At 65.4% G+C, this 14,470-nt stretch carries 14 protein-coding genes; 8 read left to right on the top strand and 6 right to left on the bottom strand.

From position 1 onward, the window contains the following. The first annotated feature begins 208 nt into the window (after nt 1-208). From ACFQ9K_RS44795 to ACFQ9K_RS44765, 7 genes are all read left to right on the top strand, one after another. Nucleotides 209-385 (top strand): gallidermin/nisin family lantibiotic, encoded by a 177-nt coding sequence (locus ACFQ9K_RS44795; protein ID WP_223885304.1) that lies wholly within the window; start codon nt 209-211, stop codon nt 383-385. 74 nt (nt 386-459) lie between these two features. After that, nucleotides 460-3,576, top strand: coding sequence for a lantibiotic dehydratase (locus tag ACFQ9K_RS44790; protein ID WP_378721629.1), 3,117 nt, complete (start codon nt 460-462; stop codon nt 3,574-3,576). Further along, complete coding sequence (locus ACFQ9K_RS44785; protein WP_378721630.1) at nt 3,573-4,964, top strand: lanthionine synthetase C family protein; 1,392 nt, start codon at nt 3,573-3,575, stop codon at nt 4,962-4,964. The genes ACFQ9K_RS44790 and ACFQ9K_RS44785 overlap by 4 nt, the downstream gene beginning before the upstream one ends. A gap of 14 nt (nt 4,965-4,978) precedes the next feature. Next, nucleotides 4,979-5,905, top strand: a complete 927-nt coding sequence (locus tag ACFQ9K_RS44780; RefSeq protein ID WP_378721631.1) for an ABC transporter ATP-binding protein — start codon at nt 4,979-4,981, stop codon at nt 5,903-5,905. Continuing rightward, a complete protein-coding gene (locus ACFQ9K_RS44775) occupies nt 5,902-6,705 on the top strand; it encodes an ABC transporter permease (RefSeq protein ID WP_378721632.1) in 804 nt (267 codons plus the stop codon). The genes ACFQ9K_RS44780 and ACFQ9K_RS44775 overlap by 4 nt, the downstream gene beginning before the upstream one ends. A 2-nt stretch (nt 6,706-6,707) precedes the next feature. Continuing rightward, entirely contained in the window at nt 6,708-7,700 is a 993-nt protein-coding gene (locus ACFQ9K_RS44770; RefSeq protein ID WP_378721633.1) for a DUF6895 family protein, read from the top strand. Further along, a complete protein-coding gene (locus tag ACFQ9K_RS44765) occupies nt 7,684-8,256 on the top strand; it encodes a hypothetical protein (RefSeq protein WP_378721634.1) in 573 nt (190 codons plus the stop codon). Before ACFQ9K_RS44770 ends, ACFQ9K_RS44765 begins: the two co-directional genes overlap by 17 nt. On the opposite strand, the gene ACFQ9K_RS44760 is transcribed toward ACFQ9K_RS44765, so the two are convergent. From ACFQ9K_RS44760 to ACFQ9K_RS44735, 6 genes are all read right to left on the bottom strand, one after another. Beyond that, the gene (locus ACFQ9K_RS44760; RefSeq protein WP_378721636.1) at nt 8,163-8,873 is read right to left on the bottom strand and encodes an ABC transporter ATP-binding protein; all 711 of its coding nucleotides are present in this window, start codon (nt 8,871-8,873) and stop codon (nt 8,163-8,165) included. The two genes, ACFQ9K_RS44765 and ACFQ9K_RS44760, sit on opposite strands and share 94 nt — an antisense overlap. A 2-nt stretch (nt 8,874-8,875) precedes the next feature. Beyond that, entirely contained in the window at nt 8,876-9,685 is an 810-nt protein-coding gene (locus tag ACFQ9K_RS44755) for an ABC transporter permease (RefSeq protein ID WP_378721638.1), read from the bottom strand. Between the two features lie 74 nt (nt 9,686-9,759). Then, a complete protein-coding gene (locus ACFQ9K_RS44750; RefSeq protein ID WP_378984561.1) occupies nt 9,760-10,053 on the bottom strand; it encodes a DUF2283 domain-containing protein in 294 nt (97 codons plus the stop codon). Nucleotides 10,054-10,058: 5 nt separating this feature from the next. After that, on the bottom strand, nt 10,059-12,089 hold the full coding sequence (locus tag ACFQ9K_RS44745) for a M13 family metallopeptidase (RefSeq protein WP_378721641.1): 2,031 nt from the start codon (nt 12,087-12,089) through the stop codon (nt 10,059-10,061). A 15-nt stretch (nt 12,090-12,104) separates the two neighbouring features. Continuing rightward, nucleotides 12,105-12,869, bottom strand: a complete 765-nt coding sequence (locus ACFQ9K_RS44740) for a hypothetical protein (RefSeq protein WP_378721643.1) — start codon at nt 12,867-12,869, stop codon at nt 12,105-12,107. Nucleotides 12,870-13,251: 382 nt separating this feature from the next. Further along, entirely contained in the window at nt 13,252-13,842 is a 591-nt protein-coding gene (locus ACFQ9K_RS44735; protein WP_378721644.1) for a TetR/AcrR family transcriptional regulator, read from the bottom strand. A gap of 66 nt (nt 13,843-13,908) precedes the next feature. On the opposite strand from ACFQ9K_RS44735, the gene ACFQ9K_RS44730 reads away from it, so the two are divergent. Beyond that, complete coding sequence (locus ACFQ9K_RS44730) at nt 13,909-14,436, top strand: hypothetical protein (protein ID WP_378721645.1); 528 nt, start codon at nt 13,909-13,911, stop codon at nt 14,434-14,436. Nucleotides 14,437-14,470: the final 34 nt, after the last annotated feature.

Genomic DNA, 14,470 nt, shown 5'->3' with positions numbered 1-14,470 from the left:
CGCCGAACGGTTCAACCCGGATGGCAAAAACCTTCCTCCGCGCGTTGATCAGCGCACCTTGGCAGCCTCCCATGGGCTGCCAGATACCGGTCACGTCGTTGTCCGAGCGGGTCCGCGCTGCTTGTCTCGATACCCGGGGGAACAAACACTGGGCCTCCCTCGGCCGAGTCGTCAGATCGGCCGTGCACAGCATCCGAAGGAGAACACCGTGAGTACGGCGACCATGGAACCGGTGCAGACAGTCGAGACTGTCGACCTGTTCGATCTCGACATCCAGGTGGGTGTCGGCAACATCCAGGGCAATGCGGCCGTTACCAGCTGGTCCTACTGCACCCCCGGCTGCACCAGCTCGGGCGGCGGAAGTGGCTGCAGCCACTGCTGTTGAGTCGGATGTCCGGGCTGGGTGGCAGTGCCCAGCCCGGGCGCCACGCTGTCGAACATTGCAAAGGAATTGGGCTGGTGTCGGATTCGATTTTTCGGGCCTGGGATGTCTTTCTGCTCCGGGCCCCGCTGGCGGTCGGTGACCGTGGTGTGCCGACCAGGGGTAGCCATCTCGACGTCGTACGGGCCGGTGCGGCAGACGCGACGCTGCGGGCCGCGATCACGCTGGCCACGCCAAGCCTCGGTGGCTTGCTCGATCGGGTGCGCCGTGGTGAGCTGGAGGGGATCAAAGCAGCCCAGCTGCGCCGCGCCGCGCTGGCCGTGCTGCGTTACGACATCAGACGGCGCACCCGGCCGACGCCGTTCGGCGTCTTCTCCGGTGTCGCGGGCGGGCGCTTCGACTCGTCGGCGAAGCTCGATCGCGGAACCGGCCACCGCACCAGGACCCACGCCGATATGCAGTGGCTGCTCGGCGTCGTCCACGAGTTGCAGGCCATCCCGGAGTTGCTGCCGAGCCTGCGGGTTCGCGCCCACCCCGCGTTGACCCACCGCGGTGACCGCGTTGTCCTCGACTGCCCATCCCCGCTCGGCGCGCCCTTGAACGGTGCGACCAGGGCGGTCGTCTCGGTGCGGAATTCGCCCGTAGTCGACATGGTCCTGCGCGCGGCCGGACGAACCATCCCCGTCGACGAACTCACGGCAGCGACCGCGGCGCGTTTCGGTGCGCCGCCACAGCGCGCCGCGCAATTGATTGGCCGGTTGGTGGAGCAGGAGTTCCTGCTCACCGATCTGCGCCCGCCGCTGGATGGCAGCGACCCGCTGTGCCATGTGATCGACGTTCTCGCCGCGGTCGACCAGCCCGCCGAGCCGATCAGCGCGGCACTGCGAGCGCTACGCGAGATCGATGACCTCAGGAAGACCGGCGATCAATCGCCGCTCGGTCCCGGTACCGCTCAGCTGGTCTCGACCGCCGAGATCGCGAACCGGCTCTACGACTACGAAACACCGCTGCACATCGACACCGCGCTGGACATCGATATCAAGCTGCCCAACGAGGTGCGCGCCGACATCGAGCGCGCCGCCGAGTTGATGTGGCGGATGTCGGCGAACAAGCTCGGCCTCGTCGCGCTACGCGACTATCACGAGAAGTTCCTCGAACGCTACGGCAGCGATCGGCTGGTCGGGATTCGCGAATTGCTCGACCCCGCACGCGGATTGGGCGCGCCGGCCGGATACAGCTGGCCGACCGGTGACGAGGCGGCGCCGGATCAGACGATTTCCCGCGATCCTGCTCGTATTCGCCTGCTGCACCGGCTGATCGGCAACGCGCTGCGCGACGGCGCCGTCGAGGTCGAATTGACCGACGCCATGATCGATGAACTGATCACCGACGAAACACCCGCCGTCGATGTGCCTAACTCATGCGAGATCACCTTTCACGTCATCGCGCCCTCACTGGACGCGTTGTCCGCCGGGGACTTTCGCATCGTGCTCGCGCCGAGTCCTGGGTCGCATCAAGCCGGGGCGACGCTGGCCCGCTTCGCCGATCTGCTCGCACCCGACATCCGCGCCACCGCCGCCGCGGAATCTCGTGCCGTCCCCGTGCACATCACCGACGCGATGCGCGTCGACCTGAGTTTCATGCCACGATCCGGCAAGGCCGCGAACCTCACCAACACCATGGCGCACAGCGGCAAACGGATCAGCGTCGGCCTGTCCGATGCCACGGGGATCGATGAGCTCGCGCTCGCCGACGTCGCCATCGGCGCGACGACGGAGCGGATGTGTGCGGTACATCTGCCGACCGGCCGCGAGATCGTCCCGGTATTGGACAACATGATCAGTCCGATGACCCAGGCGCCCAACGTCTCCCGGCTGCTGTGGGAGATCAGCCTGGAGGGGCAGCGACTGTGGGAGCCGTGGACCTGGGCCGGTCTGGCGGAGCTGCCGTTCGTACCGCGCGTCCGGCACGGCCGGATTGTGCTCGCGCCCGCGGTGTGGCGGATGGACGTGCTCACCGGAGTTCCCGAGCGAGACTTCGGCGCGGCAGTGCGGCGGTGGCGCCGCGAATGGCGAGTGCCGAAGCGAATCCTGGCCGTGCAGATGGATCAGCGGCTGCTGTTCGACCTCACCGATCCGGCGCATCTCGAGCTGCTGTGCGACGAGCTGCGCAAGGATCCGGCGATCGTCGCGCACGAAGTGCCCGGCGACGAAAACAACTATGACGGCATCGACGGACACGCAATGGAGATCGTCGTCCCGCTGTCGCGCCGCGACACGCGGCCTCCACGCACGGCGCACGGCGGTTACACCGAGACGGAACGGACGCCGGCCGGACTCGGCAGCGACTGGCTCTTCCTCGAGCTATATCTGCCGACTTCGTCGCAGAGCGACTTCATCCGAACCCAGCTACCCGAGCTGGCCGAGCAGGCCCACGCACACGGTTGCGACCGTTGGTTTTTCATCCGATACACCGACCCGAACGGGGCCCACCTTCGCGTTCGGTTCCACGGCGAGCCGCACGACCTCTGGGGAGGCGCCGCGCAGGCAATCGGCCGGAAACTCGACAGCCTGCAGCACAGCGGACTGATTCGAACCCATCGGGTAAACCAGTACGACGCCGAGGTCGAGCGATACGGCGGCGAGGCGGCGATGGCTGCGGCGGAGCGGGTGTTCGAGGCCGACAGCCTGGCCGCGATCCGATTCCTGAATCTGGTCGAGGATCCTTCGTGCGAGCACTCGCTCGACACCTTCGCGGCCGCCTCGGTCGCCGCACTGGCCGCAGCCTTCGGCCGGCCCGAACCGAGTGCCACGCACGGCGACCGATGGGGCGATGACGCGGCGATGGCATGGCTGTCGATGACGGGGTCGCGCAACGATCTGCCGGACGCGTATCGGGTTGCCGCGCAGCGCTGGCGCGGGCTCATCGATCCATACGGCCAGTGGCCGGTGCTGCGCGCCGATCGGCACGGTGCGGCGGCCATCGATGCGCTCCAGGCACGTGACGCGGCCGTCCGCGAGCTGCGCTCGGCATTGACGAGCACACGCACCAGACATCAGCGGCTGATCGGCAGCCTCATGCATATGACCTGCAATCGGCTCTTCGGTGGGGACAGCGACCGGGAGCGGTCGGCCGTTGCCATCGCGCGCGGTGCGGTGCAAGACAACTTCAACAGGAGAAAGCACGCGCGATGACCAACGCCACAAAGCAGCAACAGATCTCGGTGGCCGACCGAGCGGCCGAAGCCGTCACCCTCGTCGCCGAACGACTCGCCGATCCCGCTGCGATCGCGGACATCGCGGGGCATCGGGACAATCGCGACCCCATCTATGACGCGGGGATGTGGGGGCCGATGACCCTGTCGAACGGCCTGCCCGGCATCGCGACGTTCTATGCGGAGTTGGCCAGGACGAGTTCCGCCTGGTCGAGTTTCACGCACCAGCATGTGCAAGCAGCGGGCGCGGCGATGTCCAGTGAGCCGAGCCGAGGACTGTACGCGGGACCCGCGTCGCTGCTGGCCGCCACGCAGAACTGCGAGGGCCACTATCCCGGTCTACGGCGCAAACTGGCCGCCTGGGTTGCCGACGATCAGCTGAGCAGGCTGGGTGGGTTCCGGGCTCGCCGCGAGCCGGGCGTCTCGTGGGAGTCCTACGACATCGTCAACGGATTGTCCGGCACGGCAAGGCTATTGCTCGATTCCATCGAGGATCCCGTCGAGAACGACGCACAGGTCGAGCGCGCGCTGCGGGAAACACTGCAGCATCTGGTTGCCATCAGCGAGCCGATCACCGTCGATGGGCACCTGGTGCCCGGCTGGTGGGTTCCCGCGGAGCTGCAAGCGGTCGAACAAGATCGTCTGGACTATCCCCGCGGCGACTTCAATCTCGGTCTAGCACACGGGATTCCCGGTCCGGCGACCGTGCTGTCGCTGGCCCTGCGCCGTGGGCACGAGGTGCCGGGACAGCGTGCGGCGCTGACCCGCATGGTGGAGTGGCTGATTCGATGGATCCGCACCGACGACCAGGGCACGTTTTGGCCGTGCCGAGTCGGCTTCGACGACGAAATCGCAATCACCCCAACGGGAAACCTGTACGCGCGGACTGCGTGGTGCTACGGCGCGCCGGGAGTCGCGGCCGCGATCCACCACGCGGGCCGAACCCTCGACGTCCCCGAATGGCGGACGCATGCGATCCGTGCACTGCATGATGCCCTTGCCCGAGACGAATCCGAATGGACCCTCACCGGGCCGGCCGTATGCCATGGCTACGCCGGCTTGCTCCAGGTGGTCCATCGAATCGGCACCGCCGAGCAGGACGAGGACTTGCTCGCGGCGAAGTCCCGGCTCGCCGACACCATCCTGGGTATGGCAGATCCGGACGCTCCCTTCGTCTTTCGTCATCCGATGCGGTATCCCCGGTCGGCGCCAGGGCCGACCGAATTCAAGCTGCTCGACGTCGCCGGACTGCTCGAGGGCGCGGCGGGTGTTGCCTGCGCGCTGCTGTCGGTGATCCCGTCCGGCCTGCTGGGCGCCGCTCCCGACATGTCGCGGCATCCGTGGGATCGCGTCCTCGCCCTGAGCTGAGAAAGGTCGCACTCATGTCCCACAACGCTTTCGAGCTCGCCGATATCGTCGTGCGCTACGGCGGCACCCTTGCCGTCGACTCGGTTTCACTCAGCTCGGTCCCCGGCCGGCTGACCGCACTGCTCGGCCCGAACGGTGCGGGTAAGTCGAGTCTGCTCTCAGTGCTCTCCACCGCGGCCAAACCCGAATCCGGAACCGTCCGCATCTTCGGCAGCGATGTGCGAACGGCACCGATGCGTGCCCGCGCCCACCTCGGTCTGGTGTTCCAGGAACGGACGCTGGACAAGGAGTTGACCGTCGAGCAGAACCTCTGGTTCCACGCACGGCTTTTCGGCATGCGCCGCACCGATGCCGCCAACCAGATCGATCGGCTGCTGGCCATGCTCGACCTGACCGACCAACGACGGACCGCGATCGAGCGGCTCTCCGGCGGGACCGCGCGACGCGTGGAGCTGGTCCGCGCCCTATTGCATCGGCCGGGGCTACTCATCCTCGACGAGCCGACGACAGGTCTCGACCCACAATCCCGTCGCGTGGTCTGGCGCGATCTGCGTCGCATGCGCGACGAACTCGGCGTCACCACTCTCTATTCCACGCACTACCTGGACGAGGCCGAATATGCCGACGAGATCGTGATCATGTCCGGCGGCCGGATCGGCCGATCGGGTTCGCCGGTAGATCTGAAGGACGAATTGCATGCCTCGTGCGTGCGGCTGCGGACCTACGACGACGCGGTGGCCGCCGCGCAGCTGCGTACGGCGGGTTTCGAGGTGATCACCGGATTCACCGAACTGGAAATTCGTTGCGCTGAACCTGATCGGCGGGTGGCCGACATCGTGCGCGTTCTCGACCTGCCAGTCCTGAGCGTTACCGTGCACAACCCGTCGATGGACGATGTCTATGCGGCCGCGACCATGCACACAGGAAGGGACATCTCGTGACCGCATCGGATGTGGCGGAGCCGATGGGCTACGTGCCGGAGCGCTCGATGATCAGCGGCGCACGCGCCGTCTGGGTGATCGCGAACCGGGACCTGCAGCGCCAAATTCGTCGTCCCGGTCTGCTGATCAGCAACGCGGCCCAGTTGCTGTTCTTCATCGCTATTTATGCCGTCGGCTTCGATGCGATGGTCGGCTCCGTGGGCCAGGTGTCGTTCAGTGCCTACATCCTGCCGGGGATCATCGCCATTCAGGTGGCGACGGTCGGAGTCGCCACCGGATTGTCCTACGCCTGGGACCGTGAATTCGGCGTCCTGCGCGAAATGACCGTCGCCCCGGTGCCGCGCATGTGCCTGCCGATGGGGAAAGTTGTCAGCACCGGGATCGTCGTCGGGGTGCAGAGCCTGCTGCTCTTGATGTGTGCCCCGATCTTCGGGCTGTCGCCGACCTTCGCGCAGATCGCGATCGCGGCCGTGATCTACCTGTTCGGATCCGCCGTGTTCAGTCTGTTCGGGCTGTTCTTGGCCACCACGCTGCGGCAAATCCAGACGCTACAGGCCAGTGTGCAAATGGCCATGCTGCCAATGCTTTTCCTGTCCGGGTCGGTATTTCAGCCTACGGGCGTGCCGAGCTGGCTGTCGGCCGTGATCCGGGTCAACCCGCTGACCTATCTGGTCGATGCGGGCCGACAGGTGTTGGTCGGCACGGAACAAGCCTTGGTTCCGGTCGCGGTCGACGTGCTGGTGCTGGTGTCCTTGGCGCTGCTCTTCGCGATCGGCATCCGCATCAAGATCGGACGGTGAGGGTGAACGACACACATCCGCCGGTGGAACTGCGCGGCCAGGTAGATGGCTTCCCCGTGTGGCCGCCGCAGGTTCGGATCGAGACTACCGCGACAACACCGCTTCTCGATACAGCACTGGACTGGCTCGCCGCCAATCTCCGCTGGTTCGACCCAGCGCACTGGGATCGGTTCCTGCCACCCCGGCAATTTCGCGAGGGCACCGTGCTCGAACTGCTTGTGCTGTGCCGGATTCTGCGCCGCGGGAGACGACACGACCATCCGCTCGTCGATAGCGCGATCGAACTCGCCTATACCTTGGTTTCCGCCGAATCCTTCCATGCCGTGTTGGGCCGCGGAGACGAAAAGTTCCCGTACCGTGCCTATTTGGTCGCACTGCTCGCCGACCTCGGCCAGCCGGTACCGACTGCCGCCGAGCGGGTGCGGGCCGTTCTCACGACCGGCTGTGGCGGATGGAACGGCACTTGGCGCACACCGCTCAGCCTGCTGGAGTTGCGGTATGTACTCGAGCTCGGTCAGTTCCCGAACTCGTTGTCGTCGACAGCGGATCTGGTCTCGCGGACCATCGTCACCGCCGGACCCGATCCGCTCTACCTACGCGACGACGAGGTCTATGCGCTGACCCATGTCGTCTTCTACGCAACGGATTTCGCTGCCAGGTCGATGCACATCGACCCGGAGCTCATCGACACGATGCGGACCCTGCTCGGAACCTATCTCGCGCTAGGGGACATGGATCTGGCCGGCGAGCTGCTGTTGTCTCTGCATGCGGTGCGTCCCGGTGACTGCACGATCACCGCGCACGGATGGGACTCCCTGACCCGGCACAGACTGTCCGAGGGCGCGGTGCCTGGTCCGTTGTTCGACCCGGTCCGATGGTCGGGGCTGCGCGCCGAGGTCGCCGAGGCCTACGCGTTCGGCACTTGTCACCACACCACGATGGTCGCGGCGATGGCCGTGGCAGAACGCGAGCGGCACCATGCTCGAATACCCTGATTCGTTCCGCAGGGCGGCGATCCGATCGCTCGCTGCGGCCCAGGCGTGGCTGGCGGCCAACGCCACACCCGACTGCCTTGACGGAGACCCAGAATCCGCAGCGCAAGAGCCGAATACACGGCTGCTGACAGCTACCGGCCTGCTGTGCCCCGATCCGGTGCGCTGGCGCGACCTCGATTCCATCGACGCATCCGGTGCACTCATCACGGAATGGGCTGTCGTGCTCGATTCCCTGCTGGTATTGGCGATTCGTCGCTACGATCTCGACGCACTCGCCACCCTGCTGCGCGGATGCGCCCGGTTGGCGCTGTCCGAACGACCGATTCCGGTGCGGGCCATGGGGTTCTTGATCGCGCAGCAGCAGACCGACGGCAGTTTCGGGACGGCTAACCAGAACGGGAGTGCGGAGCGATCCGACAGCATCGTTCGGATCGCTCTCACCCGGCACTGCGTTGTGGTGCTTCAGCGGATGTGCGAACCGCTCGATTCGAGGATGCGGAAGAACCCTTCCTCGAGATCGCCATCGCCCGCGATGCCATCGAGCGTGCCCTCGTAGCGTGTCTTGCCCGCGACCAGAACAGCGACACGGTCACACACCTGGGCGATCTCAGACAATTGGTGGCTGGAAATGAAGACCGTCGTTCCGTTGGCGGCGAGGGATCGAATGATGCCCCGCATCTCCCGGATCCCGACCGGATCCAGACCGTTCGTCGGTTCGTCGAGCAGCAGCAGTCTCGGCCGCGCCAGTAAGGCGATGGCGATACCAAGGCGCCAGCGCATGCCCAGAGAGAAGGCCTGCACCTTACGGTTGCGGACGTCGGTCAGCTGCACAGCCGCCAATGTCTCGTCGATCCATTGCTCGGGCACGCCACGCAATTTCGCGTGAATACGCAGGTGCGTCAACGCATCCAGCTTCGGCCACAGCCCCGGCGTCTCGATCAGCGCGCCGACATCGACGAGCTGCGCACGGTCGTACGGCTGGTCGAACAGCCGGATGGTTCCGCTGGTCGGGCGTTGCAAGCCGAGAATCGTCTTCATCACCGTGGACTTGCCCGCACCGTTCGGACCGAGCAGTCCGTAGACCTCACCCGAGTGGACGGAAAGCTCGACACCGTCGAGGGCGCGGTGTTTCCCGTAGTGCTTGTGCAGCTGCGACACTTCCAGTGAGAGCATGGTCAGATCTCCTTGCGCTTGATGTGGAACGAGCCGAGAGCGAGAACCACGACCGCCAGCCCGATCGACAGCGCTATCGCAGGCAGAATGACTCCGTGGTCCCGGACCGGGCTGTCCGCGGGGAGCGGAACGCCGTTGGGTCCGATTCCGGCCAACGGCAAGATGACGCGCATCGGCCAGGCAAACGGCACCGCCATCCACCAACTCTTGTCCGCAATGAGCATCCCGCTCATCATGCCGATAACGCCCACCGCAATGGTCGGGCCGAGTCCCCACCTCATCGAGACGACCAGAGCCACTGCGGCGCAGCCCAATCCGGCCAGCCACGGCAGAAAGCACGCGCCGACGATCGTCGAGAAGCTGGTGCCCAGCCGCCCGCTCAGAGCCGCACCGCCACACAGCAAAACGGCCAGCAGAGTCGTCGAAACGGCCGACAGCGCGGCCAAGGCGAAATACTTGCCGAGCAGATATCTGGTCCGCGGCACAGCGTACGAGAACAGCAGCCGCCAGGCGTCCTGATCCGCTCGCACGGAGAGCGCGGCCAATAGCGCGGCAGTCATCGGGATCAGAACGCCCCAACCCTCCAGGGCAACATCACGGAATACCGTCCAGGTATGGCCGGACTGCCCTTCTGGCGAGGCCAGCGACATCGGATACAGCGGAACCGTGATCACGAAGGGCACCAGGACGACGAACCAGCCGATGAAACCCCGGCGCATCCTGGACAGTTCGACGGCGGTGACCTCCGCCAGGAACGGTTGATCCCGCTTCGGGCGAACGTCAGGCTCCTGACGTGCTGCGGTGGTGGCCATTTCTCTCCTCGAGTCAGTCGGTCTACTCGAGTACGTAGCCGTCTAACGTGTTGCGGTTCACGGTGAAACGCGGATCAGGTGTTCGCCTGCTGCTCGCGTGCCGCCGCCTTGAGCGCCGCGCCCAGTTGGGTGGCCGCGTTCAACAGTTCAATGCCCATGAGTTCGCCGTCCGCACCGAAATCGAGAGCGGCCACAACCTCGTTGCCGGCCTCATCGCACACCTGCAGAGTTCGGGCGACCCGGCGAGTTCCGGAGTTGTTCGGACGGAGCGCAAGGTAGGCGACATTGTGCTGCTCGTCCCAGGTCAGGTAGTCGACATAATCGGATTGCATGATCAGGTCCTTGTCATCGTTGTAGTTGCGGATCAAGAGATTCACAGTGCGAGCCGCTGTTCCTCGGGCAAGAACAGCCGATCCCCGTGCGTGACCTCGAAGGCCGAGTAGAACTCAGGGATGTTGCGCACGATCTGGTTGGTACGGAATTCCGCAGGTGCGTGGGTATTCGCCGCCAGCGCGGCCATGGCGAACTGGTCTGTCTGTTTCATCCGCCAGCATCTCGCCCACGACAGGAATAGGGTACGGAACTCCGGCGGCTCACCACGGCGTCGCGCCGCGCGGCGGTAGGCGGCGACTGCGACCTGCAGACCCAGCAAATCCGCCAAGTTCTCGCTCACGGTCAACCGTCCGTCGACATGGTGCGCAGCATCGAAGCCCTCGGGGACCAGCCCGTCGTATTGGCCGACCAGCTGCCTGGTCTTCGCGTCGAACGCCGCGCGGTCCGCAGGAGCCCACCAATCGGACAGGTTGCCGTCACCATCGTATTCAGACCCTTGGTCGTCGAACCCGTGACCGATCTCGTGTCCGATGATCGCACCGATCGCACCGTAGTTCGCCGCCGGGTCTGCGTCCTTGTCGAAGTACGGCGGTTGCAGGAAGGCCGCGGGGAAGACGATCTGATTCGATGTCGGAGTGTAGAAGGCGTTGACGGTTTGCGGGGTCGTCGTCCATTCGCTCTTGTCGACCGCAGTGGAGAGCCGCTCGAACTGCCGTCGTGCGGTGAAATCGCGGACCGCCCTGAGCGATTCGATCAACCTGTCCGGTGTGATCGGCACACTCGAATAGTCAGGCCATCGGTCCGGACTGCCGATCAGCGTCTCGATCTTGTCGAGTTTGGCAATGGCGCGGGTGCGGGTGGCCTCCGACATCCAGGACGACTCGCGAAAATGTGCACGGTAAGCTACCAGCAGATCGTCGACCAGATCGTGCATCCGGTCCTTGGCCGCGGGCGGAAAGTGCTTGGCCACATACAGCTTTCCCAACTGCGGCCCCAACTCTGCGTTGACCGTGGCGATGGCGCGCTGCCACGGCTGGTCCGGCCGATCCGTACCACCCATGAATCGGTGCCGGAAGTCGAAATTCGCCGTGGCGATCGCCTCGGGCAGGAACCTGGAGAACCCCTGAATCACATTCAGGCGGAGGTATTCACGCCACTGGGCGAGGTCGACGCCGGCCCAGAGCGCTCCGGCGGCGGCCACGAACGAGGGCTGACGCACGACGACGCGCGCGAATAGCTCCAGCGGCTGCGTGGTCTGCCCGGACAACCAGGCATCGAAGTCGAAATCTGGTGCCAACCCGCGCAATTCGGACCAGCTCAGCAGGTTGTAGGTCGCCGCCGCGTCCTGGTCCTGCACAGCATCGCAGTGGGCCATGGCCAATCGCCGCTCCAGTTCGACCACCCGCGTCGACACCCCCGCAGGATCGGCAAGGCCGCTTGCACCGGCTACGCGCTCCAGATACCTGCGATAGGCGTCGAGATGGGTGTTGAACTCAGGATCTCGGTAATATCGGCTGTCCATGCCGAGCCCGGACTGAGCAAGGGTAGCAAGGTAGCGGCGCGAGTCCTTCCTATCGATGTCGACGTAAATCGCGATCAAACCGGGGATCGGCAGTCTTCCCATGACCCGTGCCAATTCGGACTTCGTCTCTGCGGCATCGATGTCGGCGAAGAGGTCGGCAAGCGGAGTCATTCCGAGCCGCTCGATAGCCGAGTTGTCCAAGCAGGCCGCGTACAGGTCCCGGATCTGCTGTTCCGCCGTCGCGGGCACCGGCTCGCGGATGCCTTCGATGATATCTCTGAGCTGCCGCTCGACCCGGTGCATCGCGTCGGTCATCGCACTGCACACCGGTTGGTCGTCCGGTAGCTTGTACGCCCGCAACCACTGTCCATTGGTATGCCGGTACAAATCATCTTGAGGACGGACAGTCGCATCGAGTCCCGTCAGATCGGGACCCACCCCAGGGTTGGCGGAGGAGCCGCAGGCGACTGGAATCATCGCGGCAGCAACGACTCCGGCAGACCGAAGGAGGTCGCGACGGCTGATTCCACGAAATCCCTTCGCAGGCATACCAATAGTCACCGGTCAGCCGCGCAGCATGGCAAGTGGCGGGGACGAAGCGCCTCGATGCTCCGCTTTGACCAGTTCGGCGCGGCTTTCGACGCCCAGGGTGTCATACAGATTCCGGATGCGTCGATACATCGAGCGCTCCGAAAGATAGTTGAGCCGCGCGATCTCGGCGACAGTCATCGACGTGCGCAGCATTCGCAACAGCCGCGTGTCGAATTCGTCCAACACACCTCGGCCGTCCTGCGCGCCGGGCCGTGGGATATCCCTGGGGGCGGATTTGATATCAGGCCTTCTCGCGGATTCCGTCCTCCGGATGTTCGAGTCACGGTTCAACGCCACGCCACGCACCGGCGGGCGCTGGTTCTCGACAACCGGCCGTGCATGGTCAAGAAGTTGCGCGCGCAGGATCTCCGCTTGCCGCTCACCGGATATCGCGATGTTGATCACGAAGTTGGCGCCGGCGCGAATCGCGAAGTAAGTCGAGTGCCCGGTCACATCGTTGGTGACCGCGACGATCAGTCCCATCGCATGTATCGACCGGATCGACCTCAGTTTTTCGGCCTGATGCTCCGTATTGACCGGTAGCACGATCGGCGCACCGTCGATGTCACCGCGTGCGGTGAGTTCGTCGTAGTCGGCGAACTCCAACTGAAAGCCCGGCGGGAACAGGCTCCCACACGGCCCGTTCGTCGGATCCAGATAGTCGCGCAGACTCGGATGCACGAATGCGTTCGGCTTGGCCATCGTTTCGATGCCCCAGCTCAGTTGCGCAGTGTTCAAGGAAACCCCCCACTTACTTCGATTGGCGCACTGGTAAGTGCACCCGATCCTGGGTGCCGCAGTGTGCGGTGTCGTCAAGCCATGTCGGTCAGCCGTGGCGTCGGCCGACTCTCGCGAATCCCCCTCCGTAGTCTGCTGCGACCGCCGATCCCGAACGGCCGAGCCTCCCCTACTGTTCCTAGTTATCTGGTTGGACGCGTGAACCGTCCGATCGGTTCCATATCGAGGCAACAGTTTTGAAAGAGATCGCTACCAGCCTTCATCGAAGGATGGCCGTAAGTTGTTGCGATAGCTACTCATTCATGCCACATGGCTATCATCAAGCCGGGGCGTCACCCAATCCCACCGTGCGGCAACGCGGTTCCGCACTACATTCGGCCGGTCATCCCACGATGATCTCGTCCAGGAACGCGTCCAGCCGGGCGATCACCTCGGGCGAGGTGAGGTGGCCGGCCAGGCGTTGCAGGCTCAGGCCGTCGATCAGCGCGTGCAGGCGCTGGGCGACCAGGTCGTGGTCGGAAAGCTGTTCGGCCAGTGCGTTTCTGGCCGATAGGTCCGCGACGAGGCGGCGGCACAGGCCGTACATCTGGCCGAAGTGCTTGCGCTGTACCTCGGCGAGCTGGGGATTGGCCAGGCCGAGGACGACGAAGGAAAAGGCGATGGCGGACTCGGTGATTCGGCGTTCGTCGAGCGGCATCGTCTCGTGCAGGATGGCGCGGACCGTGTCGCGGGCCGAGCCGGTGCGCGGCAGCTCGGCGATGCGCGCGGTGACCCGGGTGATCACCTCCTCGCAGGCGAAGGCGACCAGTTCGGCGCGGGTCGCGAAGTAGTGACGCAACGCGCCGGAGGACCAGCCGGCCTCGGCGGCCACCGAGCGGATGGAGATCTCGTCGACGCCGTCGCGGGCAATGACCCGCCAGACCGCCTCGGCGAGCTGCACCCGGCGGGCCCGGTGGTCCACAATCTTCGGCATGGCTCATTTTCGCACAGTCGTGTTATCTTTTATTCAACTCGATCGTGCGAAAAAGGGGAGGTTCCAGTGATTGCGCTGATCATCGGCTGCGAGGTCGGGTTCTGGGTGGTGCTCCTGCTCGGGCTCGCGGTCCGCTACCTGACCTCGGCGCGGCGGCTGAGCAACGTCTTGCTCGCCAGCGTTCCGCTGGTAGATGTCGTGTTGCTCGTCGCGTCGGTGATCGACCTGCGGCGCGGCGGCGAGGCGTCGCTCACCCACGGGCTGGCCGCGATCTACATCGGCGTGTCGATCGCCTTCGGCCCGCAGCTGATCGACTGGGCCGATCAGCGGTTCGCGCATCGGTTCGCCGGTGGGCCCGCACCCGTGCGGCCGCCGAAGGCGGGACGTGAGCATGCCGCGCGGGAGCGGGCGCAGTGGTTCAAGCATCTGCTGGCCTACACGGTGGCGGCCGTCGTGCTCGGCTTGTTCACGCTGCTGGTCGGCGATCTCGATCGCACCGCACCGCTGTGGGGCGTGCTGGCGCCGTGGGGGCTGATCCTCGCGATCGACTTCGTCGTCTCGTTCAGCTACACCGTGTTGCCTCGGCGTTCGTAACCCCTTCTGCACCAACGTGAAAGCGGCCCGCAAC

It is taken from the genome of Nocardia sp. NPDC056564 (assembly GCF_042793755.1).
Classification (GTDB): domain Bacteria; phylum Actinomycetota; class Actinomycetes; order Mycobacteriales; family Mycobacteriaceae; genus Nocardia.
Note: the sequence above shows the minus strand (reverse complement) of the source record. Positions and strands in the feature narration are given on the sequence as shown.

What these genes read in the sequence shown, in the direction of transcription:
- ACFQ9K_RS44785 (WP_378721630.1), top strand. Translation starts at nt 3,573, where the DNA reads ATGACCAACGCCACAAAGCAGCAACAGATCTCGGTGGCCGACCGAGCG.
- ACFQ9K_RS44780 (WP_378721631.1), top strand. Translation starts at nt 4,979, where the DNA reads ATGTCCCACAACGCTTTCGAGCTCGCCGATATCGTCGTGCGCTACGGC.
- ACFQ9K_RS44765 (WP_378721634.1), top strand. Translation starts at nt 7,684, where the DNA reads ATGCTCGAATACCCTGATTCGTTCCGCAGGGCGGCGATCCGATCGCTC.
- ACFQ9K_RS44760 (WP_378721636.1), bottom strand. Translation starts at nt 8,873, where the DNA reads ATGCTCTCACTGGAAGTGTCGCAGCTGCACAAGCACTACGGGAAACAC.
- ACFQ9K_RS44755 (WP_378721638.1), bottom strand. Translation starts at nt 9,685, where the DNA reads ATGGCCACCACCGCAGCACGTCAGGAGCCTGACGTTCGCCCGAAGCGG.
- ACFQ9K_RS44745 (WP_378721641.1), bottom strand. Translation starts at nt 12,089, where the DNA reads ATGCCTGCGAAGGGATTTCGTGGAATCAGCCGTCGCGACCTCCTTCGG.
- ACFQ9K_RS44735 (WP_378721644.1), bottom strand. Translation starts at nt 13,842, where the DNA reads ATGCCGAAGATTGTGGACCACCGGGCCCGCCGGGTGCAGCTCGCCGAG.